Source organism: Streptococcus sp. STR1/CE/0325 (assembly GCF_055386095.1).
Genome location: NZ_AP045018.1, coordinates 937,405 through 958,375, shown reverse-complemented (window position 1 = coordinate 958,375; position 20,971 = coordinate 937,405). Strand labels below are relative to the sequence as shown.

The 20,971-nt window shown below is 44.0% G+C and carries 23 protein-coding genes and 1 pseudogene; 17 read left to right on the top strand and 7 right to left on the bottom strand.

Annotated features, from left to right (window positions below):
- The first annotated feature begins 76 nt into the window (after positions 1 to 76).
- The 7 genes and pseudogenes from ACZ49W_RS04730 to pfkB all read left to right on the top strand — a co-directional run bounded on the left by ACZ49W_RS04730 (position 77) and on the right by pfkB (position 6,114).
- The gene (locus ACZ49W_RS04730; protein ID WP_464814182.1) at positions 77 to 253 is read left to right on the top strand and encodes a hypothetical protein; all 177 of its coding nucleotides are present in this window, start codon (positions 77 to 79) and stop codon (positions 251 to 253) included.
- Positions 247 to 900, top strand: a complete 654-nt coding sequence (locus ACZ49W_RS04725) for a helix-hairpin-helix domain-containing protein (RefSeq protein WP_464814181.1) — start codon at positions 247 to 249, stop codon at positions 898 to 900. Before ACZ49W_RS04730 ends, ACZ49W_RS04725 begins: the two co-directional genes overlap by 7 nt.
- Positions 893 to 3,124: a DNA internalization-related competence protein ComEC/Rec2 gene (locus ACZ49W_RS04720; protein WP_464814180.1), complete on the top strand. Its 2,232-nt coding sequence runs from the start codon at positions 893 to 895 to the stop codon at positions 3,122 to 3,124. The genes ACZ49W_RS04725 and ACZ49W_RS04720 overlap by 8 nt, the downstream gene beginning before the upstream one ends.
- Before the next feature lie 71 nt (positions 3,125 to 3,195).
- Positions 3,196 to 3,269: pseudogene (locus ACZ49W_RS04715) on the top strand (DUF805 domain-containing protein); the annotation flags it as partial.
- A 6-nt stretch (positions 3,270 to 3,275) separates the two neighbouring features.
- Entirely contained in the window at positions 3,276 to 3,599 is a 324-nt protein-coding gene (locus ACZ49W_RS04710) for a DUF805 domain-containing protein (protein WP_464814179.1), read from the top strand.
- Between the two features lie 100 nt (positions 3,600 to 3,699).
- Positions 3,700 to 5,067 (top strand): UDP-N-acetylmuramoyl-tripeptide--D-alanyl-D-alanine ligase, encoded by a 1,368-nt coding sequence (locus tag ACZ49W_RS04705; protein ID WP_464814178.1) that lies wholly within the window; start codon positions 3,700 to 3,702, stop codon positions 5,065 to 5,067.
- A gap of 102 nt (positions 5,068 to 5,169) precedes the next feature.
- Complete coding sequence (gene pfkB, locus ACZ49W_RS04700; protein ID WP_464814177.1) at positions 5,170 to 6,114, top strand: 1-phosphofructokinase; 945 nt, start codon at positions 5,170 to 5,172, stop codon at positions 6,112 to 6,114.
- 34 nt (positions 6,115 to 6,148) lie between these two features.
- Here pfkB and ACZ49W_RS04695 read toward each other — a convergent pair whose 3' ends face one another.
- The gene (locus ACZ49W_RS04695; protein WP_464814176.1) at positions 6,149 to 6,949 is read right to left on the bottom strand and encodes a PrsW family glutamic-type intramembrane protease; all 801 of its coding nucleotides are present in this window, start codon (positions 6,947 to 6,949) and stop codon (positions 6,149 to 6,151) included.
- A gap of 109 nt (positions 6,950 to 7,058) precedes the next feature.
- On the opposite strand from ACZ49W_RS04695, the gene ACZ49W_RS04690 reads away from it, so the two are divergent.
- Both ACZ49W_RS04690 and radC read left to right on the top strand, forming a co-directional pair.
- Entirely contained in the window at positions 7,059 to 8,183 is a 1,125-nt protein-coding gene (locus tag ACZ49W_RS04690; protein WP_464814175.1) for an AI-2E family transporter, read from the top strand.
- 62 nt (positions 8,184 to 8,245) lie between these two features.
- Positions 8,246 to 8,926: a RadC family protein gene (gene radC, locus ACZ49W_RS04685; protein ID WP_464814174.1), complete on the top strand. Its 681-nt coding sequence runs from the start codon at positions 8,246 to 8,248 to the stop codon at positions 8,924 to 8,926.
- Here the strand turns inward: radC and ACZ49W_RS04680 are convergent.
- The 6 genes from ACZ49W_RS04680 to ACZ49W_RS04655 form a co-directional block, all read right to left on the bottom strand.
- Complete coding sequence (locus ACZ49W_RS04680; protein ID WP_464814173.1) at positions 8,923 to 9,612, bottom strand: gamma-glutamyl-gamma-aminobutyrate hydrolase family protein; 690 nt, start codon at positions 9,610 to 9,612, stop codon at positions 8,923 to 8,925. The two genes, radC and ACZ49W_RS04680, sit on opposite strands and share 4 nt — an antisense overlap.
- Before the next feature lie 4 nt (positions 9,613 to 9,616).
- Complete coding sequence (locus tag ACZ49W_RS04675) at positions 9,617 to 10,261, bottom strand: redox-sensing transcriptional repressor Rex (RefSeq protein ID WP_464814172.1); 645 nt, start codon at positions 10,259 to 10,261, stop codon at positions 9,617 to 9,619.
- 148 nt (positions 10,262 to 10,409) lie between these two features.
- The gene (locus ACZ49W_RS04670; protein WP_464814171.1) at positions 10,410 to 10,757 is read right to left on the bottom strand and encodes a DUF1831 domain-containing protein; all 348 of its coding nucleotides are present in this window, start codon (positions 10,755 to 10,757) and stop codon (positions 10,410 to 10,412) included.
- Between the two features lie 3 nt (positions 10,758 to 10,760).
- Complete coding sequence (locus ACZ49W_RS04665) at positions 10,761 to 11,885, bottom strand: cysteine desulfurase family protein (RefSeq protein ID WP_464814170.1); 1,125 nt, start codon at positions 11,883 to 11,885, stop codon at positions 10,761 to 10,763.
- Positions 11,882 to 12,868 carry a ribose-phosphate diphosphokinase gene (locus ACZ49W_RS04660; RefSeq protein ID WP_464814169.1) on the bottom strand — a complete coding sequence of 329 codons (987 nt, stop codon included), beginning with the start codon at positions 12,866 to 12,868 and terminating at the stop codon, positions 11,882 to 11,884. The genes ACZ49W_RS04665 and ACZ49W_RS04660 overlap by 4 nt, the downstream gene beginning before the upstream one ends.
- Before the next feature lie 95 nt (positions 12,869 to 12,963).
- Positions 12,964 to 13,530, bottom strand: a complete 567-nt coding sequence (locus ACZ49W_RS04655; protein ID WP_464814168.1) for a CYTH domain-containing protein — start codon at positions 13,528 to 13,530, stop codon at positions 12,964 to 12,966.
- Between the two features lie 84 nt (positions 13,531 to 13,614).
- Here ACZ49W_RS04655 and yjbM point away from each other — a divergent pair, with 84 nt between their 5' ends.
- The 8 genes from yjbM (at position 13,615) to ACZ49W_RS04615 (ending at position 20,959) form a co-directional block, all read left to right on the top strand.
- Positions 13,615 to 14,268, top strand: a complete 654-nt coding sequence (gene yjbM / locus ACZ49W_RS04650) for a GTP diphosphokinase (protein ID WP_464814167.1) — start codon at positions 13,615 to 13,617, stop codon at positions 14,266 to 14,268.
- Entirely contained in the window at positions 14,243 to 15,088 is an 846-nt protein-coding gene (locus ACZ49W_RS04645) for an NAD kinase (RefSeq protein WP_464814166.1), read from the top strand. Before yjbM ends, ACZ49W_RS04645 begins: the two co-directional genes overlap by 26 nt.
- Complete coding sequence (locus ACZ49W_RS04640) at positions 15,085 to 15,984, top strand: RluA family pseudouridine synthase (protein WP_464814165.1); 900 nt, start codon at positions 15,085 to 15,087, stop codon at positions 15,982 to 15,984. The genes ACZ49W_RS04645 and ACZ49W_RS04640 overlap by 4 nt, the downstream gene beginning before the upstream one ends.
- A 9-nt stretch (positions 15,985 to 15,993) precedes the next feature.
- Positions 15,994 to 16,974, top strand: coding sequence for a phosphate acetyltransferase (gene pta, locus ACZ49W_RS04635; protein ID WP_464814164.1), 981 nt, complete (start codon positions 15,994 to 15,996; stop codon positions 16,972 to 16,974).
- Between the two features lie 341 nt (positions 16,975 to 17,315).
- Positions 17,316 to 18,680 (top strand): cobyrinic acid a,c-diamide synthase CobB, encoded by a 1,365-nt coding sequence (locus tag ACZ49W_RS04630; RefSeq protein WP_464814163.1) that lies wholly within the window; start codon positions 17,316 to 17,318, stop codon positions 18,678 to 18,680.
- A complete protein-coding gene (gene cbiB / locus ACZ49W_RS04625) occupies positions 18,677 to 19,624 on the top strand; it encodes an adenosylcobinamide-phosphate synthase CbiB (RefSeq protein ID WP_464814162.1) in 948 nt (315 codons plus the stop codon). Before ACZ49W_RS04630 ends, cbiB begins: the two co-directional genes overlap by 4 nt.
- Positions 19,625 to 20,320: a precorrin-8X methylmutase gene (locus ACZ49W_RS04620; protein WP_464814161.1), complete on the top strand. Its 696-nt coding sequence runs from the start codon at positions 19,625 to 19,627 to the stop codon at positions 20,318 to 20,320.
- Positions 20,321 to 20,959: a cobalt-precorrin-8 methylmutase gene (locus ACZ49W_RS04615; protein ID WP_464814160.1), complete on the top strand. Its 639-nt coding sequence runs from the start codon at positions 20,321 to 20,323 to the stop codon at positions 20,957 to 20,959.
- The last annotated feature ends 12 nt before the right edge of the window (positions 20,960 to 20,971 follow it).

The window sequence follows — 20,971 nt, the reverse complement described above, 5'->3', positions numbered from 1 at the left end:
TGATAAAAGATTGGACAATGGTTCAATCTTTTTTTGTTTTTACGAATAAATAGAGTGAAAACAAGGAGGACAACACATGATTGCAAAATATATGACATTAGTTGATAGAAACAAGGGGTTAGCCACCCTCTTATTGATTGTTTTGGTGATGGTGACGACCATCTTACTCTTGTCTTATTCCCTTATTCCAGAGCCAAATCCCTTTCAAGAAGCGAGTTTGGCAGCTGGATTTTGGGGAGGTTTGGGATGCTAGATTTGGTAGGATGGCTGAAGGCGAATAAATGGTTGGCAGCTGGGATTTCTAGTCTTGTGGTGATTTTACTTGGTGTGGCGGCTTGTTTTGGTCTATTTTCACCCAAAGAGAAAACGTCGCTTGACCAGCTCTTAGAGAGCAACTCCGCGTCAAGTTTAGTGACCAAAACGAGCAAGGAAGCAACATCCAGTTCTTCATCACAAAGCCAAGTCGTGGTGGACGTCAAAGGGGCGGTCAAGCAAGAAGGCATTTACAAACTCAAAACCGGAGCACGAGTAGCCGATGCCATCACAGCAGCGGGTGGTTTTCTAGAAGGCGCTGATAAAAAGTCGGTCAATCTGGCTCAAAAGCTGAGTGATGAAGCGGTGGTCTATGTCGCTAGTCAAGGAGAAAATGTGAGTGTTGTTGCGAACGCCACGACTTCCCAAAATCCTTCCAGCCCCTCAAAAGAAGCCAAGGTCAACATCAACACCGCTAGTCTGGCTGAACTTCAGACCATCACGGGTATTGGTGCCAAGAGAGCCCAAGACATCATTGATTACAGGGAAAGTAATGGGGGATTTAAGACCTTGGAGGATTTGAAAAAGGTGTCTGGTATTGGTGAAAAGACCTTTGAGAAGATTAAGGAGGGCTTGACGATTGGTTAAATACTTTCCCATTAAGCCAATTTATTTGGCTTTTTTCTGTTTAGTGCTGTATTTTACCATTTGGCGCTTTTCGATTTGGTCGCTTCTCTTACTCATCTTTTTAGGTCTCGCTCTTTGTGTGCAATATAGGCCAAAAACGGTGTTTCACGTTTTGCTTTGTTTGGTGGTATTTGGTAGCATCACTTATTATCATAAGGAGGCAGCGACCAAGCAAGCCGAGAGAAAAGTCACTCAGCTGAGCGCCTTGCGCCTGCAACCCGATACCATCCAAATCAATGGGGATCGGCTGAGCTTTCGAGCGAAGGCAAAGGAGCGCCAGTTTCAGGTCTTTTATCAGCTAAGGTCGGAGCAGGAAAAGCGGTATTTTGAACACTTGAGCAGTCCTCTTCTTTTACGTGGAGAGATGAGCTTGTCTGATCCAGAGCAGATGAGAAATTTTAAGGGTTTTGATTATCAGGCTTATTTGAAAACACAAGGCATTTACCAGCTGGTGAGGATTGAGCGGTTGACAGCAAGGCAGGAAGTAGCGGCTTCTGACGTTTTTGAGATCTTGAGTCAGTGGCGCAGAAAGGCGATCGTCCACAGCCAAGAGACTTTTCCAAAGCCCATGAGCCACTATATGACAGGGCTTTTGTTTGGCTATTTGGACAAGTCTTTTGAGCAGATGAGCGATGTCTATTCGGAGCTTGGCATTATCCATCTCTTTGCTCTTTCTGGGATGCAAGTGGGCTTTTTCATTGGGTATTTTAGGAAGGGCTTGTTGCGTCTGGGTGTGAGAGAGGATTGGGTCAACTTAGCCCAAGTTGCTTTTTCCTTTCTCTATGCTGGTTTGACGGGCTTTGCCATCTCTGTGATGCGTAGTCTTATCCAAGCCCTCTTGTCTCGTTATGGCATTAAGCGGTTGGATAATCTGGCGATTACGCTGATCCTCTGCTGTGTGTGCTTGCCGATGAGTCTTTTGAGTGTGGGTGGGATATTGACCTTTCTTTATGCCTTTATGATTGGGATGATGGACTTTGAGGGGCTTTCTCACTATAAGCGTCAGATTCTATCATCTATTGCGATTTCTCTTAGTGTGGTACCGATCTTGCTCTATTATTTTGCGACCTTTCAGCCTTGGTCCATTCCCCTGACGGCTCTTTTTTCTTTCTTGTTTGATGTGATTTTTCTGCCGCTTCTATCCCTTCTTTTTCTGCTGTCTTTTCTTTTACCCTTGCCTTTTTTTAATGGTTTATTTGTCTTATTGGAAAAGGTCATGTTGGTGTTAGGAGACATCTTGCCCAAGCCCTTGATTTTAGGGAGTCCGTCTCCCTTGCTTTTATTGCTGCTGTTGGGTGCTTTGGGACTAGCTTATGACCATTATCACAACAAGAGGACTTGGCTGTATCTAGGGGTGGTCCTGCTCCTTTTGATGGCAACCAAACATCCTTTAGAACAGGAAGTGACAGTGGTTGATATTGGACAAGGCGATAGCATCTTGCTAAGAGACTGGTCTGGAAAAACCATTCTCATCGATGTGGGAGGCAAGGTGACTTTTGACCAGAAAACAGCCAAGTGGCAGGAGGCAGAAAGTGAAGCCAATGCGCAAAGGACCTTGCTACCTTATCTAAAAAGTCGTGGCATTGGCCGTATTGATCAACTGGTCTTGACCCATACCGATACAGACCATATCGGTGATATGGAAGTGGTGGCAAAAGAGATAAAGATTGGGGAAATTTTGGTCAGTCAAGGCAGTTTGACCAAGCGTGATTTTGTTAATCGACTGAAAAAAATGAAACAAACCGTCCGTACTGTGCAGGCAGGAGATCGTCTTTCCATCATGGGAAGCGAGTTAGCGGTTTTATATCCATTTGACAAGGGAGATGGGGGTAATAACGACTCCATCGTGCTTTACGGTTCCTTGCTTGGCACAGGCTTTTTGTTTACTGGAGATTTGGAAAAAGAAGGAGAAGAAGCCTTGCTTCAGCGCTACCCCCATCTGCGCGTGGATGTTTTAAAAGCAGGGCATCATGGCAGTAAAGGCAGCTCTAGTCCGGAGTTTTTAGCCGCTATCCAAGCCAAACTTGCCCTCATCTCCGCAGGAAAAAATAACCGTTACCACCACCCACACGAGGAAACCTTGGAACGTTTTGCAGTCGAAAAGATGAAGGTTTACCGCACCGATCAGTCAGGCGCCATCCGCTTTAGGGGGATTCAGAACTGGACGCTTGAAACGGTGAGGTAGAAGAGCTTGTCCTTTTCTTCTTTTCATGTTATACTGGTAAGTTATTATGAAAAGAAATGAAACGAGGAAATATGTTTTCAGCTTATAAAAATTTTGGACCCACTATGCGGATTTTGAGGGACGCACGTCACGCTCTGATTTTTGGTGAGCGATGCTGTGTCAAGTGCTCGTCTATTTGTTATTCTTTGGGCTCTTTTGGATTGTAGCTGATGAAACGGGGAGCTATATTGATTTACTGGTTCCGTTCTTTCTCTATCTTGTCTATACATTAGCCAGCATCGTTCCTTACTATGCCATCATTGTCAGGCGTTTACGAGATGCGGGTTATCATTGGGGCTTTGCCTGTTTAGAAGTGGGACCAATCCTTTTGCTATGTGACTTTAATCTCTTTTTCATGGTAGGTTGGCTCCTCACCATGCCTTTACGCCTTCCCTTGATTGTCCTTTTGTGTCGTAAGACCAAGGAGACCTATTGAGATAAAAATTGGAAAACAATCCGTTAGGAGAGTAAAGACCCGTCTTTCTCTCTTTTTTGTGCTATACTAGTAGGAGAGAAAATGAGAAAAGGACAAAACCATGAAACTAAGTTTACATGAAATCGCCTCTGTGGTAGGGGCTAAAAATGATGTCACTCGGTTTGAGGACATCCCTATTTTAGGAATTGAGTTTGATAGCAGAAAGGTGAAAGCAGGGGATCTTTTCCTTCCCTTAAAAGGAACCGTGGATGGACATGCTTTTATCGATAAAGCTCAAATGGCGGGTGCTGTGGCGACCTTTTCAGAAAGTGAGCGTGAGTCTGCTTTTCCCTACCTTTGGGTGGAGGACAATTTAGCGGCTTTCCAAGAATTGGCTCACTACTATGTGAAAAAGATGCAGGTTGACGTGATCGCAGTGACGGGATCTAACGGAAAAACCACTACCAAAGATATGATTGCAGCGGTTCTTGCGACGACCTATCCCACCTACAAAACGCAAGGTAACTACAATAACGAAATCGGTCTGCCTTACACGATTTTATCCATGCCAGATGAGACACAAAAGTTAGTGCTTGAGATGGGGCAGGATCACCTTGGCGACATTGCTTTACTTTCTAAGATCGCTGAGCCGAAGACGGCTGTGGTGACTCTGATAGGAGAAGCTCATCTTGAATTTTTTGGCACGAGGGAAAAAATTGCAGAAGGCAAGCTACAAATCAGCCAAGGAATGGCAGCTGATGGCTTATTAGTGGTGCCAGTGGATCCTTTGATTGATCCCTTCCTTCCTAACAACCAAGAAATCGTGCGTTTTGGAGTTGGTGGTGATTTGTATGTGACGCATTTACAGGAAAAAAAGCGCTCCCTAACCTTTGAGATGAACACCTTAGATGGAAAGCTATCACTTCCCTTGACTGGGAAATACAATGCCTCCAATGCCATGCTAGCTGCTTATATCGGGCAAAGAGAAGGTGTTTCTGAAAGCAATATTCGCACAGCCCTAGAAGTCATCCAACTCACTGCCAATCGCACCCAGTGGAAAAAAGCCAGCAATGGCGCAGATATTTTATCAGATGTCTATAATGCCAATCCAACCGCATGTGCCTTGATTTTGGAGACTTTTTCTGAACTCCCTAGGCAAGAAGGTGGAAGAAAAATCGTTGTTCTAGCGGATATGAAAGAACTGGGCGAAAGCTCAAGAGATTTGCACGCTGGTCTTGCAGACTGTTTATCACCTCAGGATGTGGATCATATCTATCTCTATGGCGATGACATTTCAGCGCTCAGAGATCGGTTGAGCGAAGCATTCTCTCCAGAACAGCTGCATTATTTTGTCAAAAATGAAGCACGTGATACCTTTTCTGACTTGGTTGCTCACTTGAAACAAAGCTTGCAACCACAGGATCAAATCTTGCTAAAAGGTAGCCACTCCATGAATTTAGAGCAGGTTGTAGAGGCTTTGATGGTCTGAAAAAATTTCAAATCAGCTAGCCGTTGACAGACCTTGGGCATTTGGAGTACAATATAGTTAATATATGAAATCGATTTCTTTTTTGGATAAGGAGGCAAAGAAATGATTTTAACAGTGACTCTAAATGCAGCGATTGACAAGGCTTATATCTTAGAAAGTCCTTTGGAAGTCGGACAGGTCATGCGGGTAAAAGAAGTCCGCAACACCGCAGGTGGTAAGGGATTAAATGTTTCTCGGGTGGTCCAACTCTGCGGCGCTAAGGTACTTGCGACAGGGCTTGTCGGAGGGTTTAATGGCGATTATCTAGAAGATTTGTTGGAAAAAGATGGCATCTCCGCACAATTTACGAAAGTAAAGGGTGAAACGAGATCTTGCATCAACGTTTTGGAAGAAAAGGCTGCCTTTCGCTCCACAGAATTTTTAGAACCAGGCACACAAGTTAGCGAGGCTGAGTGGCTGCGTTTTCTAGAGGACTACCAAGCCTTATTTGCCTTAGAAAGCGTGAGCACGGTTGTGCTTTCAGGGAGCTTGCCGTCTGGACTGGAAGGAAATGCTTATCAAACCTTGATTGAGCATGCTAAAAAAGCAGGAAAACGTGTCCTGCTAGATAGTAGCGGTCTTTCTTTTCGATTAGCCTTAGACGCTAAACCAACCCTTATCAAACCAAACAAAGATGAGCTCGAGCAGTTTTTTGGTACCAAGATTACCAGCTTAGATGACACCATCCACTATACCAAGCAGTTGGCTGCGACAGGCATTGATTATGTGGTGGTTTCTTTGGGAAAAGACGGCGCCCTCTTGTGTCATAAGGATAGGATTTATCAAGCTAGACCACCTAAGATTAAGCCTGTGAATACGGTGGGGTCTGGCGATGCGATGGTGGCTGCCTTAGCGGTCGCTTTGGAGCAAGGACAGTCCCCAGAAGCCTGCTTACGCTACGCCGTTGGTGTCGGCACAGCCAATGCCCTATCAAGAGAAACAGGACGAATCGCCCCGGATGTTTTAGCTGATTTACTACCGCAAATCAAGACGCAAATCGTGGGGTAAAAAATGACCTCCTCTCACCTGAGAGGAGGTTTTCTTATGTGGTGGTTTCATCAAAGACGAAGGTCAAAACGTCAAAGAAGATGAGTAGGCTAACGAGCGAAACAAGAGCTGAAACGAACGTTGAGGCAAAGGGTGCATTCCACAAAAAATGGATAACAAAAGGTGACACCAGCCAGAGGTAAATCTTTCTAGCAGGAAGCTGAACGTCTTTTTTAACGAGGAGATAGATGGCTGTAACGAGAATAGCTGTGTAGAGGTAGTGAGAACTCAGCGCCCCTGAGATGCGTGAAAAGGCACTGGGGACTGCATCATTCAAATGCTGAGAGGCATCTTGAAAAATATAGGCAATGTCTTCTGAGAGCTGAAAACCAAGCCCTACTCCAAGCCCTGTCAGAAAGACCAAGCGTTTGTTCCAGTATTGCCATAACAAGAGAAGAAGAAAAGCACAGCCAGCTTTGACGATTTCCTCAGAAAAAGGAGCGGTTAAGGCATCTTCCCAGTTTTCCAGTGTAGATTTGCTTAAAAAATGGACAAAGACATCATGCAGGCGATGATTGCCCCAGATGGCAAGCCACCCTGTTGTAAAATAGCCAACGAAAAAAGAAAGAGGTAAAAGAAAGAGAGACACCTCCCATTTTTTCCTGAGATAAGACAAAAGTAATATGGCTGGAATCAGATAAATCCCCAGTAAACTGATGGCAAAGATGACCTGAACATAAAATGGTGTGGAAAAGGCAGAGTCATACCAGATGGCTAATTCATGATCCCAACCGATGAGCGTTAAAAAAAGTAAGACCACTAGCGATAGCGTCTGCTTACGAGAGAGTGATAGCATAAGACCTCCTTAGGGGTTGTGATGTTTCTATTATAACAGATGCGAAAAGACTTTGTCCTTCTTTTTTGCTTTCCTTGTCAAATAAAAGAGAGTGAGCTATAATAGAAGCATGAAAAAAAATCGGACTTACTTGGTATTTATCGTCTTAGCTTTTTCAGCTTGTTATGCCGTGATGACTTACTGGTCAGTGGGCGCTTCGTTGATAGCAAAATTATACGGCGCTTCTATGCCGTTTTTGACAGGAGCGGGCATTGCTTATATCGTGAATATTGTCATGAGTGCTTACGAACAAGGACTGATTAAGTTATTTGGAAAACCCTTCAAGGGACAGCGGGCGCTGACCTTGTTACTGGCTTATTTGACCTTTATTTTAGCCATTGTCTTTCTCTTTTCCATTGTTTTACCTGACTTGATTGCAAGCTTGCAGCGTTTATTATCGATTAATCCGAGTGACATTCAAAAGCTGCTTAATAATTTGCAGCACAACAAATGGGTGGATCGGTTGCTGGAGTATATGGGAGGGGAGCAAGATTTGAGTAGCTTGATCTCGCGGTATAGCCGGCAGATTTCTAGTCAGTTCTTGTTTATCTTAACGGGTCTTCTCTCATCTGTGACCAACTTTGCGTCTACTCTTTTATCCGTCTTTGTCAGCTTGATTTTCTCTATTTATATCTTAGCCAGCAAGGATAGCCTAGCCAAGCAGGCCAATCTTTTGATTGACACGTATTTGGGTCGCTTTAGCAAACCTTTTCATGAGGTGAGAAAGACTGTTCACGAGAGTTTTCATAATTTCTTTGTCAGTCAGACGCTTGAGGCTATGATTTTAGGGACCCTTTGTACCCTTGGCATGATGATTTTTCAATTTCCATACGCTGCGACTGTTGGGGTTGTGGTTGCCTTTACTGCCATCCTTCCTGTGGTGGGAGCCTATATCGGAGTGACCATCGGTGCTATCCTCATCATGACCCAATCCATCAATCAAGCCCTCTGGTTTGTGGTCTATATGGTGATTTTGCAACAGTTCGAAGGCAATCTCATCTATCCTCGCGTGGTGGGTGGATCTATCGGACTGCCTGGCATTTGGGTCTTGGTCGTGATTGCTATTGGCGTTTCCTTTGGTGGTATTTTGGGCATGTTGGTCGCTGTTCCTTTAGCAGCATCCTTCTATAAGCTCATCAAAAGAGATGTCGCTAAAAGACAAGCCCTCTCAAAATCAGATACAACAAAAAGTTAGGACAAGGTTCCTAACTTTTTTTGCGAATAAAAAAAAAGAAGATCAAAAGAGAGGAAAGAAATATGTACACGATTCAATTATCAAAGGAAAGTCTGCGTCCTAGGGAGCGTCTGGTCGAAGTGGGGGCGGAAAATCTGAGCCATCAGGAATTATTAGCCATTTTGTTAAGGACAGGAACCAAAGGACAGCCCGTCTTGTCCCTTGCAACAGAACTTCTTGGTCAACTCTCTCATTTAGGAGATTTAGAGGAGGCGAGCCTACAAGAATTACAGGGGCTAACCGGTATCGGAAAGGTCAAGGCTATTGAAATCAAGGCTATGTTAGAGCTTGCTAAACGTATTTTACAGTCCAGCGATCTGAAAAAAGAGCGCCTGCTTAGTAGTCAGCGAGTGGCTCAAAAAATGATGCTAGAAATCGGACATAAAAAACAAGAGCACCTTGTGGCGCTCTATTTGGATACACAGAATCGTGTGATTGAACAAAAAATCATCTTTATCGGTAGTGTCAGACGCTCTATCGCAGAACCGCGTGAGATTTTGCACTATGCCTGTAAGGTGATGGCGACTTCTATCATCATTGTGCACAATCATCCTTCTGGTGTGCCATTTCCAAGCGATAATGACAAGACCTTTACTCAAAAATTAAAACGGTCCTGTGAGGACCTAGGCATTCTCTTTTTAGACCACTTGATTGTGGGGAAAAAGGATTATTATAGTTTTAAAGAAGAAGATCTCATTCTTTAGAGTTCGTTGACGACATAGTCAAAGAGGGCTTGGTCGGTAGGACGACTGCCTTGGAGTAGCTCAGGGTGCCACTGAACGCCTAAAAAGGAATGCTCGGTAGAAGCAACCGCCTCAATGGTACCATCGTGGGGATCTGTTGCGATAACACGCAATTCTGGCGCCAAGTCTTTGATGCTTTGGTGATGAAAAGAGTTAATCCGAGAAGTCGGTCCATAGATAGAGTAGAGAACGCTATCTTTTTCGGTCACCATGTCTTGAGAGGTGTACTGGCCGGGATTATCTTGCCAATGGTGTTCGATGGCTTGATTGAGATTTCCACCAAGAGCAACATTAAGCAGCTGCGTGCCACGGCAGACTGAAAAAATAGGTTTTTTCTGCTCGATAGCTGCTTGAATCAAGGCTAGCTCAAATTCATCGCGTTCACGGAAAAAATCGTCGCCGTTGGTTTCATCGGCTTCTCCGTAATACTCTGGGCAGACATTTTGACCGCCGGTGAGGATGAGCTTGTCAATGCGTGCAATATAATCACTTGCTTCTTCTGGTTTTCCGATTGGAATAATAAATGGAAGGCCGCCAGCGCGGCTGACACCTTGGGAAAAGCCAGTTGCTACATAAGAAACTGTAACACCAGCCCAATCCTCAATGGCGCGCTGATTGCCCGCTATACCAATAACAGGTTTTGTCATAATATTAGTCTTCTTTCTCTTGATTCATAAAGTAAAGTAGGGTCTGAAGCTCACTGGTGAGATCCACATACTGCACCACCACATCTTTTGGAAGAGATAGATGCACAGGAGAAAAGCTCAAAATGCCTTTGATTCCTGCGTCAACTAAAAGATCGGCGACTTTTTGAGCCTCTTTACTTGGAACGGTTAAAATAGCCGTATGGCTGTCGAGTTGTGGGAGATAGTCCTTGATAGTGGTGATGTCGTGAACAGGGATCCCATCAGGTGTTGTCTGGTCCATCATATCGTGGTCTTTTAAATCAAAGGCCATGACAATCTTCATCTTGTTCCGATCATGAAAGCGGTAGTGCAAAAGAGCCCGTCCCAGATTTCCCACGCCGACCAAGACCACATTTGTGATGGAATGGTCGTTTAAAATGTCCGCAAAAAAGTTCATCAACTTTTTGACATCATAGCCAAAGCCACGCCGTCCTAGTTCTCCAAAATAAGAAAAGTCACGCCTGACGGTAGCAGAGTCGATGCCGATGGCTTCTGCGATTTGTTTGGAACTCGCTTTTTCAATGTTTTCAGAATAGAACCGCTTAAAGATACGGTAGTAGAGCGATAGCCGTTTTGCTGTCGCGTTTGGAATAGATTTCTCCGTTGTCACAATTTTCTTCTCCTTTTCATCCTTACTATACTATTTTAAAAAAAGTATTGGATTTTGGCAAGGTTTTGAGCGCTTTTTACGTATGGAAACATAGATTTCAGAATAAAGAAAAGGGCTAGCTTATGAAAATAGCCCTTTTCCTTTTATCTTAGACGGGTGTTTTGGTAAAAATGTGACGTTCCACCAAGCTATCCATCAAAAAGTAGAATTTATCTTGATAAATGCGGTGCGCGTCTGATTGAAAGATATTGACTAGATGAAGTCCAGATTTATCTGTGATGCTCATCTTAAAACCATTCAAATCTTTATTGATGATGATTTTGAGGAGAAAACCTTGATTGGAATTTGGGATTTCCTCTAGCAATCGCACTAGCTCGTAGTTACCAACTTTGGTCTGTAAAAAGGTTGTATCTCTTAGGGTATAGGGTTTGACCTGATCGGTCAGCTCATAGACGTAAGGACAGTCTTTTAGGGTGATGCTTGTTTTAAAAGCCATAAATTACTTCTTTCTAATGTAGTGAGAGAGGGTTGTAGCAAGGGTTTTCAAATCGTCGCTCTTGGTTCTATCGCTTAAACTAATGCGGATGGACTCTTTTAGTCGAGGAGACTGGCTACCATAGTAAGCGGTCAACACGTGACTAGGTTCGATATTTCCAGCTGTGCAGGCAGAACCAGCAGAAGCAGCGATACCAGAGAGGTCCAGCTGGGTCAGCAAGGTTTGGTTGTTTTCTCCTTCAAAACCAATATTAATCACATAAGGTAGGGCGTTTTTTCCTTGATTGAGGTAGTAGGGGATGCCCTTTTCTTTGAGGTCTTTTAGAAAGTTTTCCTTGAGTGTTTCTAGACGTTGATAGGTTGTTTCAGCTTGTTCTAGGCTTTCTGTGAGAGCAGCAGCCATTGCGACAATACCTGCTAGATTTTCAGTGCTAGCACGGTGTTTGCTTTCTTGGTCTCCTCCGTGAAGGAGTTGGTCAAAATGAAAATCCTTGGCATAGAGAAAACCAACACCCTTAGGTCCATGAAATTTGTGGGCAGAAGCGGACAAAAAGTCAATGTGAAGGCTTCTAGGGTGAACCGGAATTTTCCCAATCGCTTGAACCGCATCCACATGAAAGGCAGCAGGGTGATTTTTTAGATACTCACCAAACTCAGCAACAGGATAAAGGTCGCCTGTTTCGTTATTGGCGTACATGAGGCTGACTAAAATCGTATCCTCTCGGATCGCTTCTTTTAGCTGATCGAGGGTGATTTTTCCATCAATGGGTTTGAGATAAGTGACCTCAAAACCAAAGCGTTTCTCCAAATAAGCCATGGTGTGAAGGACAGCGTGGTGCTCAAGAGCAGTTGTGATTAGGTGCTTACCTTGATCTTGGTGAGCGATTGCATAGCCCTTGATAGCGGTGTTGATGCTTTCTGTCCCGCCAGAGGTAAAGAAAATGTGAGATGCGTTCACGTCCAAAGCTTTAGCGATGTCGATTCTGGCTTGTCTGAGGTAGTGGCTGGCTTTTCGCCCCAAAGCGTGGGTACTAGATGGGTTGCCGTAAACGTCGCTTAGGACCTCTGTCATCTTAGATAAGGCGAGAGGAGAGAGGGGGGTTGTTGCAGCATTATCGAGGTAAATCATGCGTCGTCCTTGTTTTCATCTGGTTGATAAGAAAAGAGTGGGCTGAGCGCTTCACGGTTATGAATACGCACAATAGCTTCTCCAATCAAGTCACTAGCTGAAATGTATTTGAGCTTTTCTGGAAGGGCTTGGTCTGTTTTAACGGAGTCTGTCACGATGATCTCTTTGATTGGAGCAGCATTAAGGATTTCTGCCGTGCCTTTGGTGAGATGACCGTGGCTGGCGACGGCATAGATTTCTGTTGCGCCTTCACGCTCGACAATCTTAGCTGCTTCTGCAAAGGTTTTACCCGTATTTAAAATGTCATCAATCAAAATCGCCTTTTTACCTGCGACATCTCCGATGATGTAGCCTTCCTCACGTTGGGCATCGTCTTGAGAATAGTCGATGATGGCAATCGGTGCATCCAAGTATTCTGCAAGACTTCTTGCGCGCTTGATACCAGAATTTTTAGGACTAACGACGACCACGTCGCTACCAACAAGCCCTGCTTCCACATAGCGTTTGGCAAAAAGTGGAATCGTAAAGAGGTTATCCACTGGAATATCGAAAAATCCTTGCACCTGCACGGTGTGAAGGTCTAGTGTCACCACACGATCCACCCCAGCTTTGACCAGCATATTGGCCACTAACTTGGCTGTAATTGGCTCTCTTGAAGCCGCGATACGGTCTTGTCTAGCGTAGCCAAAATAAGGGATAACGACATTCACGGTATGAGCGCTAGCACGTTTGCAGGCATCGACCATGATGAGCAACTCCCAGAGATGGTCATTGACGGGAAAATTAGTGGACTGGATGATAAAAATATCAGCTCCCCGAACACTTTCTTCAATGTTAATCATGATCTCACCATCTGAAAACTGGCGAGAAGAAACCTTACCAAGAGGAAGTCCAGCAGCTTGGGCAATTTTTTCTGCAATCTCTTTGTTGGATGAAAGAGAGAAGAGTTTGAGTGGACGAGTAGGTTTTTCGATGAGCAACATGGCAATAAGAACTCCTTTTTATTTTTATAAGTCACGTTTATTGTATCAAAAAAGACGAAAAAAATCAGATTTCTAACCAATAAAGTAAGGATTTTTTATTTAGGAAGGGTCTGACTAAAGCGAGCGACCTTACTTTTGGCATACTTATAGGCGATGGCTTGCTGGTTGAGAAATGCCTCAAAATCCGCTTTTCCCTTAGTTGCATCAAGGACTTCAAGCTCAAGTTCGTAGTCAATGATGTCGGCGTATTGATTGTAATCCAGTGCCATTAGCCCGATAGGGGTTTCTTTTTCACGCCGAGTGGTGGTCAGCTGACCAAAGACTCGAATAGCAAAAAGATCAATGCCGCGTTCCATCAGGTGTTTGGTTACGCTATTTTGCGGGAGCTGTCCGTCTTTGATGATGCTTTTGGCTAAATCCAGCTCAAGCGGGAGATTGTATTCGATATTGCCCACTTTTTGTGGGATTTTTAGGGTCAATTCAGCCGTTTTATTGAGGGTTCTAATTCTAAGGGAGAGCCGGTGTTTTTTTAGGGCGAAATCCTTAGTGTCAAAATAATAGTTGGTCTGGGTGATGGCGGGGACTTGGTTAAATTGTTTTAAGAGTCGGTTGAACTCATCTTTGGTGAGTAAGGTTTTGTATTCGATTTCAAGATGTGTCATTGTTTTTCCTTTGCTCGATTTTATGATATACTAAGGTTAATTGTATAAAAAAGTCTATTATTTGACAAGAAGGAGTGTGATGGCATGGATTGGGAAGTATTTCTAGACCCTTATATTCAGGCGGTAGGCGAACTCAAGATTAAGCTGCGTGGCATCCGCAAACAGTTTCGTAAGCAGGGACGTCATTCTCCGATTGAGTTTGTGACAGGACGTGTCAAATCCATAGACAGTATTCAAGAGAAGATGGTAAGAAGAAACCAGCAACATGACCAGCTAGAGGATATTGCAGGTCTTAGGGTTATGGTGCAGTTTGTGGATGACATTTATGAGGTTTTAGAACTCATCAAAAATCGTCAAGATATGACTGTGGTCTTAGAGCGTGACTATATCACCAATCAAAAGGAGAGTGGTTATCGTTCTTATCATGTGATTGTGGAGTATCCAGTTGATACCATTGATGGGCCTAAGACTATCCTCGCTGAGATTCAAATCAGAACCTTGGCGATGAACTTTTGGGCGACGATTGAGCATTCGCTCAATTATAAATACCGAGGGGCTTTCCCTGATGATTTAAAAAGGAGACTAAAACGCACGGCTGAGATTGCGCTAGAGTTGGACCAAGAAATGCGGCAAATCCGAGATGAAATCAAGGAAGCCCAGCTGCTCTTTGATCCAGAGCACAAGCGTGTGAGTGACGGTGTGGGAAATAGTGATGACACAGATGAATTTTACAGATAAATCAAAAAAAACACTCAGAGTTGCCTTGGTTGCTAATGGCAAATATCAGAGTAAGCGGGTTTGGCACAAGCTCTTTCAGGCACTTCGTGATGAGGACAAGTTTTATTTGACCAAGCACCATCCAGATGTGGTTATCTCTATTGGTGGTGATGGGATGTTGCTGTCTGCCTTTCACATGTATGAAAAAGAGCTAGAGACGGTGCGTTTTGTTGGGATCCATACTGGGCATCTGGGTTTTTATACGGACTACCTCGATAGCGAGGTGGACAAGCTCATCGCTGATCTCAGAGAGGACAAGGGCGAAACGATTTCTTATCCAATTTTACGAGTGACCATGACGCTTTCGGATGGACGAAAGGTTAAGGCGCGTGCTCTGAATGAGGCGACGATTAAACGCATTGAAAAAACCATGGTGGCAGATATTAAGGTGAATGGTGGCTTGTTTGAGCGTTTTAGAGGAGATGGTTTGTCTGTGGCGACCCCGACAGGTAGTACGGCTTATAATAAATCCTTGGGAGGTGCCATTCTTCACCCTACCATTCAGGCCATGCAGATGACGGAAATCGCAAGTCTTAATAATCGGGTATTTAGAACCTTGGGTAGTCCTATCATTGTTCCTAGGGGAGAAAAGATAGAAGTTGTGCCCAAACGGTTGGGACAATACTTGGTGACAGTGGATAATAAAACCTATCGCCATAAAGATATTGCAAAGATTGAGTTTGATATTGACCGCAAGAAAATCCAGTTTATCAACTCAGCCAATCACACTGGTTTTTGGGAACGGGTGCGAGATGCCTTTATCGGGGAGTCGGAAGAATGAGATTTGACTATCAGGCCACAAGACCTTGTTTGGTCAAATCACTTCTTAAAGAGCACGATGTTTCTAGAAGCTTACTGGCTAAGATTAAGTTTCGTGGGGGCGAGATTTGGGTTAATGGTGAGCCTGCTTTTGCCACAAGGCCTCTTGCGGTTGGAGATCGGGTCACTATCATCATTCCAGATGAAAAGGACGAGGACGGCAGACTAAAACCCATTTCAAAACCGCTTTCGATTATTTCGGAAGACGACCATTTTCTGGTCCTAGACAAGCCAAGCGGGGTGGCTAGTATTCCAAGTAGTATTCACTCCAATACGATGGCTAATTTTGTCAAGGGATATTATCTGGATGAGGGCTATCCCAATCAGCAGGTGCATATCGTGACTAGGCTAGACCGCGACACCACGGGTCTCATGCTCTTTGCCAAGCACGGTTATGCGCATGCGAGGCTAGATAAGCAGCTGCAACAAAAGGCGATTCAAAAGCATTACTATGCTCTGGTTTCAGGAAAAGGAGATTTGCCAGCAAAGGGGGAGATAAAGGTGCCTATCGGCAGACCCAAAGATAGCATCATTACCCGCTGTGTGGATCCAGATGGCAAGTATGCCCATACCAGTTATGAGGTGGTGGAGGACTATGGGGACGTGAAGCTGGTGTCTATTCGTCTGCATACAGGCAGGACCCATCAGATTCGGGTGCATTTTTCTCATATCGGTTTTCCGCTTTTAGGGGATGACTTGTACGGTGGGCGCATGGATCTAGGGATAGAGCGTCAGGCGCTTCATTGTTATCGTCTTTCTTTTTTTGACCCTTTTCGCCAAAAACAAGAGACCTATATCAGTCAGTTGACAAAAGACATGGAAAACGTTATCATTAGTAGGAAACAAAATTTAGAATAGAGGTTCATCATGACATCCTTATTTGACACATTGAAAGAAAAGATTGCAGGAAAAGACATCAAAATCGTTTTCCCAGAAGGAGATGATTTACGCGTGGTGACTGCGGCGGCACGTTTGAAAAAAGAAGCCTTGTTAGAGCCAGTTGTCCTAGGAGACGAAGCGCTTGTGACAAGTCTTAAAGAAGAAGCAGGCTTTGGTGATGTTGACCTAACAGTCATCAATCCAGAAACCTACGGCAATCTTTCTGAAATGAAGGCACTTTTCCTTGACTTGAGAAAGGGAAAGGCAACGCCAGAACAAGCGGATCAGCTGTTAAAAGATGTGAACTATTTTGGTGTCATGTTAGTGCAGATGGGGCTTGCAGCTGGAATGGTCAGTGGCGCTGCTCACTCAACAGCAGATACAGTACGTCCTGCTCTTCAAATCATCAAGACCAAACCTGGTGTTTCAAGAACATCTGGCGTCTTCATCATGAACCGTGATAGCAGCAATGAACGCTTGGTCTTTGGGGATTGTGCCATTAACATCGATCCAAATGCGCAAGAGTTGGCTGAAATTGCGGTGAATACAGCTGAAACAGCTAAAATCTTTGACATTGATCCTAAAATTGCCATGTTGAGCTTTTCAACCAAGGGAAGTGGCAAGTCACCTGATGTGGACAAGGTAGCAGAAGCGACGCGTCTTGCTAAAGAAATGGCACCAGAACTTGCTCTTGATGGTGAGCTGCAGTTTGATGCAGCTTATGTGGCAGCTGTTGCCAGCCTCAAAGCGCCAGATAGCCCAGTAGCTGGTCATGCTAATACCTTCATCTTCCCAGACCTTCAAGCGGGAAATATCGGTTACAAGATCGCAGAGCGTCTTGGTGGTTTTGAAGCGATCGGACCAATCCTTCAAGGACTTAACAAACCGGTCAATGACCTTTCTCGTGGTTCAAATGCCGAAGACATCTATAAACTTGGTATCATCACCGCAGCGCAGGCTTTAGACTAGAGAGAATAGACATAAAAAACCAGAGTCTCTTTTAAGAAGAGGCTCTGGTTTTATTTGTGTTTCGACTTTCTGAGGAGGGCATAATCTTTAATGTTTTTGTCGTTATGTTGTATCCCAGTCAAAGTGTTCATGACTGGTTATTGAAAAATGATTTGAGGTATCAAAGAAATGTAAAAACCGCTTTCAAAAAATAATTGACAGCCTGTGGAATTTTTAGTAGAATAGATTTAACACAACGAGGTGTTTATTCAAATGGAGAGCAACGAGGCTACACTTATAGACAAAAATCTATGCGTGTAGCCTCTTTTTGTTTGAATCACAAACGCCACGAGGAGACAAGTATGAAAGAATTACTATTAGCCGGTGTATCAAGTGGAGTTGGAAAGACCACTGTGACCTTGGGGATTTTAAAAGCCTTAACGAATAGGGGCTATGTTGTTCAAGCCTATAAAGTAGGGCCAGACTATATTGACACCGCTTACCATAGCAGAATCACTGGACGAGCTTCTAGAAATTTGGATAGTTTTATGATTCCAGAAAATAAGCGCTTGTCTTGGTCTTATCATAAGTGGCATCAGAAAAGTGATATTGCGCTTGTTGAGGGAGTGATGGGGCTCTTTGATGGTCTTGGAACGGATAAGGATTGTGCTTCGTCTGCTGAGATGGCAAAGCGTCTGGATTTGCCTGTGGTTTTGGTGATTGATGGAAAGGCAACTTCTACCTCAGCGGCTGCTATGGTGCATGGCTTTAAAACCTTTGATCCAGAGGTTAATATTATAGGTGTCATCATCAATCGCGTGGCTTCTAAGAACCATTATGAGTTGATCAAAGGAGCGATTGAGCGTTATACAGATGTTGAGGTCTTGGGCTATCTGCCTAAAAATGCTGAAGTGGCGTTGCCTTCTCGTCATCTGGGCTTGATTCCTGATGTGGAGATGGATGACGTGGAGCAGACCTTTGCCTTGCTTGGGAATTTGGTCGAAGAGCACATTAATCTTGAGCGCCTCTTAGAAGTGATGGAAAGAGAAGATAAAGAGGCAAAAAATCCTTTTAATTTGCCGACTGACGAGGATGTGACCCTTGCTTATGCTATAGATGAGGCCTTTCATTTTTACTACGAAGATAATCTGGATTTGTTAAGGGACATGGGGGTTCAGCTGATTCCTTTTAGCCCTTTGACGGATGAGACTTTGCCAGAAGCAGATGCTTATTACTTTGGTGGTGGTTTTCCAGAAATGTATGCCAAAGAACTCATGGAAAACGAGGCTTTGCGTCAGTCTGTCCTTCTTGCTCATGAAAAGGGAAAACCAATCTATGCGGAGTGCGGAGGCTTGATGTATCTGGGAGAATCCTTGAAAATCGATGGAAAATCCTATGAGATGGTTGGCATTTTTAAGGGAGAAAGTGTCATGACCCCACGCTTGAAACGCTTTGGCTACTGTGAAGCGACCACAAAAGTGACGACCTTATTTGGCCCTAAAGGCACCAAGGTGCGAGGGCATGAATTTCATCACTCCACCTTTGAAACTAAGGAAACGACTGCTTTAGATTTGGAAAAGACAAGAGATGGTGAGGTTGTTGCCAAATGGAGTGGTGGCTATCAAAAAGGACGAACTTTTGCCAGTTATTTGCACGTTCATTTTTACCAAAATGAAGAGCTTCTCAAGAACTGGATAGCGACTATTAAAGGAGCTAAGAGCAAATGAAACTCATGATTATTTTCTTAGCGGTGCTCTTGGATTGGCTTTTGGGTGACCCTTACAGCTGGCCCCATCCGATCAAATGGATGGGTAACTATATCATGCTGTGTTTGAAAATTCAAGAAAAATGGCCCATACCTGCTTATATTTTTGGGACTTTGTTGGCTGTTTCAACGGTGGGTTTGTCTGTTGCTACGGTGTCTTTAGCATTATGGGGAGCTGGACTTATTTCTCCTATCCTTTATTGGTTGGTCTGGCTCTATGTGGCTTATGCTTGTCTAGCGACACGCAGTTTAGCTTTTGAGGCCAAAAAGGTCTATCAGAGTTTGGTGCATGGCAGTTTAGAAGAAGCAAGAAGTCAAGTGGGAATGATTGTCGGGCGAGAAACGAAAGACTTGTCGTTTGAAGAAATCAGCAAGGCAACGGTTGAAACTGTTGCTGAAAATACCAGCGATGGGGTTGTTGGTCCCTTGCTTTGTCTTTTTATCGGTGGTCCAGTGCTTGCTATTGGCTACAAAGCCATCAATACTTTGGACTCCATGGTGGGTTACAAAACTAAAAAATACCATCAAATTGGGTTTGTATCTGCTAAGTTAGATGATTTGGTCAACCTCATTCCAGCCAGAGTGACGTGGCTGTCTTTGATGGTCGCTAGTCATATCTTACAGTTGGATGCAAAATCAGCCCTTCAGATAGGCTTTAGAGATCGCTATCAGCATGCGAGTCCTAATAGTGCTTTTTCAGAAGCGGTGGTGGCAGGTGCTTTAGGTATCCAACTTGGTGGTGGGCATGTCTATCACGGAGAGTGGGTGGAAAAACCAACCATCGGAGAACAAAAGAGAGAGACGGTAGCAGAGGATATTGAAAAAACGGTATCTCTCATGTATATGGCAACGACCATCTGTCTCTTGGTTGCTGCTGTGATTTATTTGAGTTTAGGAGTGTTTTAGATGTCATATATCAAAAATCCCTCATCTATTGAGGCAAATAGCTTTCAGATCATCCAATCCGTTATCGATCAGGACTATCCTGATTACCATTTTAACTCAGAGATGGAGGAGTCCATTATCAAACGGGCAATTCACACGTCTGGCGACTTTGATTATCTTGAGACGGTGGTCTTTACCCACGGCATTAATGAGCGAATTGAAGATTTATTTCGGAAAAAAGGGACGATTTTACTAGATTCGGTTGTTTCCTTAAATGGGATCAATAAGCGTGTTTTAGATCAAATGGGGGTTTCTTATCTGTGTCTTTCTGACCAAGCAGAGGTTGACCGTTTGGCTCAAGAAAGGGGGATGGATAAGGAAATTGCCATGATAGAGTATGCTAAAACCATCTCTGGACCTAAACTCTTTTCCTTTGGTGAGTCTCCTTTTGCGCTTTTGTATCTCTTAGAATTGGTGGACAAAGGAGAAATAAGGGGTGTTGAGGGCATCATTGGTGTTCCGGTTGGCTTTGTTGATGCGATTGTCGCCAAAGAAGCCTTGCTCGCATCTGATGTGCCAGCTATTCTCGTCATCGGTCCAAAGGGCGGAACCACCATTGCTGTTTCCATGATCAATGCGATTTTGTATCAGATGAAAGATGTCTTGACACAAGATTATGTGCGCTACTCAACCCCTATGAAAAAAGGAGAAGCATAAATGGTAAAGGTAAAAGATCCTAGGCAAATAGAAACCGAAAACATGGCAAAGATTGAAGCATTGATTGAAACCCAATACCCAGACCTTGTTTTTTCCCATCCTATTCAAGAAGCGGTCTTAAAACGAGCGGTGCTGGTCAGTGCGGATTTGGACTATCTCGAGAACATCCAGTTTTCAGATGATGCGATTGAAAAAATAACAGCGGTTTTAAAAAACAGGGGTACGATTTTTACCGATACCACCATGGTAATTGGTGGTTTTGATACCCAAATGATGGATGAGATGGGGATTCAGTACCGTTGTTTGGTCAATGAACCAGCAGTTTTTAAGGAAGCAAAAGAAAAAAGCATCACGCGTTCCATGGCAGCGGTCGAATATGCCGCGAAAATGGAAGGTCCAAAACTCTTTGTCTTTGGCAATGCTCCGACCTCTATTTTTAAGGTATTGGATATGGTGGAAGAAAAGACCTTGGTTCCTGATGCTGTCATTGGTGTGCCAGTTGGGTTTGTCGGAGCAGCGGAGTCTAAGCAAAAACTTCATGAGAGTACAATCCCTTCCATCGCAGCTCTCGGCAGAAAAGGTGGCAGCACGATTGCAGCAGCGATTGTGAATGCGATTTTGTATAGCATGCGCTCCTAATCTCATCAAGCA

What these genes read in the sequence shown, in the direction of transcription:
- ACZ49W_RS04730 (WP_464814182.1), top strand. Translation starts at nt 77, where the DNA reads ATGATTGCAAAATATATGACATTAGTTGATAGAAACAAGGGGTTAGCC.
- ACZ49W_RS04725 (WP_464814181.1), top strand. Translation starts at nt 247, where the DNA reads ATGCTAGATTTGGTAGGATGGCTGAAGGCGAATAAATGGTTGGCAGCT.
- ACZ49W_RS04710 (WP_464814179.1), top strand. Translation starts at nt 3,276, where the DNA reads ATGCTGTGTCAAGTGCTCGTCTATTTGTTATTCTTTGGGCTCTTTTGG.
- ACZ49W_RS04705 (WP_464814178.1), top strand. Translation starts at nt 3,700, where the DNA reads ATGAAACTAAGTTTACATGAAATCGCCTCTGTGGTAGGGGCTAAAAAT.
- pfkB (WP_464814177.1), top strand. Translation starts at nt 5,170, where the DNA reads ATGATTTTAACAGTGACTCTAAATGCAGCGATTGACAAGGCTTATATC.
- ACZ49W_RS04695 (WP_464814176.1), bottom strand. Translation starts at nt 6,949, where the DNA reads ATGCTATCACTCTCTCGTAAGCAGACGCTATCGCTAGTGGTCTTACTT.
- ACZ49W_RS04690 (WP_464814175.1), top strand. Translation starts at nt 7,059, where the DNA reads ATGAAAAAAAATCGGACTTACTTGGTATTTATCGTCTTAGCTTTTTCA.
- radC (WP_464814174.1), top strand. Translation starts at nt 8,246, where the DNA reads ATGTACACGATTCAATTATCAAAGGAAAGTCTGCGTCCTAGGGAGCGT.
- ACZ49W_RS04680 (WP_464814173.1), bottom strand. Translation starts at nt 9,612, where the DNA reads ATGACAAAACCTGTTATTGGTATAGCGGGCAATCAGCGCGCCATTGAG.
- ACZ49W_RS04670 (WP_464814171.1), bottom strand. Translation starts at nt 10,757, where the DNA reads ATGGCTTTTAAAACAAGCATCACCCTAAAAGACTGTCCTTACGTCTAT.
- ACZ49W_RS04665 (WP_464814170.1), bottom strand. Translation starts at nt 11,885, where the DNA reads ATGATTTACCTCGATAATGCTGCAACAACCCCCCTCTCTCCTCTCGCC.
- ACZ49W_RS04660 (WP_464814169.1), bottom strand. Translation starts at nt 12,868, where the DNA reads ATGTTGCTCATCGAAAAACCTACTCGTCCACTCAAACTCTTCTCTCTT.
- ACZ49W_RS04655 (WP_464814168.1), bottom strand. Translation starts at nt 13,530, where the DNA reads ATGACACATCTTGAAATCGAATACAAAACCTTACTCACCAAAGATGAG.
- yjbM (WP_464814167.1), top strand. Translation starts at nt 13,615, where the DNA reads ATGGATTGGGAAGTATTTCTAGACCCTTATATTCAGGCGGTAGGCGAA.
- ACZ49W_RS04645 (WP_464814166.1), top strand. Translation starts at nt 14,243, where the DNA reads ATGACACAGATGAATTTTACAGATAAATCAAAAAAAACACTCAGAGTT.
- ACZ49W_RS04640 (WP_464814165.1), top strand. Translation starts at nt 15,085, where the DNA reads ATGAGATTTGACTATCAGGCCACAAGACCTTGTTTGGTCAAATCACTT.
- pta (WP_464814164.1), top strand. Translation starts at nt 15,994, where the DNA reads ATGACATCCTTATTTGACACATTGAAAGAAAAGATTGCAGGAAAAGAC.
- ACZ49W_RS04630 (WP_464814163.1), top strand. Translation starts at nt 17,316, where the DNA reads ATGAAAGAATTACTATTAGCCGGTGTATCAAGTGGAGTTGGAAAGACC.
- cbiB (WP_464814162.1), top strand. Translation starts at nt 18,677, where the DNA reads ATGAAACTCATGATTATTTTCTTAGCGGTGCTCTTGGATTGGCTTTTG.
- ACZ49W_RS04620 (WP_464814161.1), top strand. Translation starts at nt 19,625, where the DNA reads ATGTCATATATCAAAAATCCCTCATCTATTGAGGCAAATAGCTTTCAG.
- ACZ49W_RS04615 (WP_464814160.1), top strand. Translation starts at nt 20,321, where the DNA reads ATGGTAAAGGTAAAAGATCCTAGGCAAATAGAAACCGAAAACATGGCA.